Source organism: Limosilactobacillus galli (assembly GCF_947381495.1).
Lineage (GTDB): Bacteria > Bacillota > Bacilli > Lactobacillales > Lactobacillaceae > Limosilactobacillus > Limosilactobacillus galli.
In genome coordinates, this window is record NZ_CANCWK010000132.1 from 1 (window position 1) to 317 (window position 317).

At 48.9% G+C, this 317-nt stretch carries 1 protein-coding gene; it reads right to left on the reverse strand.

The annotated features are described in order from the left end of the window. Positions 1–317: hypothetical protein (locus QOS10_RS09585; RefSeq protein WP_283595213.1), on the reverse strand; the 317-nt coding region annotated here is incomplete at both ends.

The window sequence follows — 317 nt, forward strand, 5'->3', positions numbered from 1 at the left end:
CCATCGTTATGATCATCATCGTTGAGGTAATCATGGTAATGGGCATAGCTGTCATCGTGGTGGTGCATTGCGTGCAGAGTTTCGATATCCCACAGCGTATCGGACACCGAGTCGTCGTGATGCTCGTCCGGAGCGTGCCGGTTATTCGGATTGGTTAGGTCTTCTCCACTAAGCCATGTGATCAGCCAGCCGATTCCTTCAATAGCAAGATACAACATTAATAATCCAGCACCAAAGTAAAAGACTATTGGCCAGAGTCCGAGCACGGTGATTAGGACCGCGATAATGATCGCAAAGATCACCCACCGATGATGAAC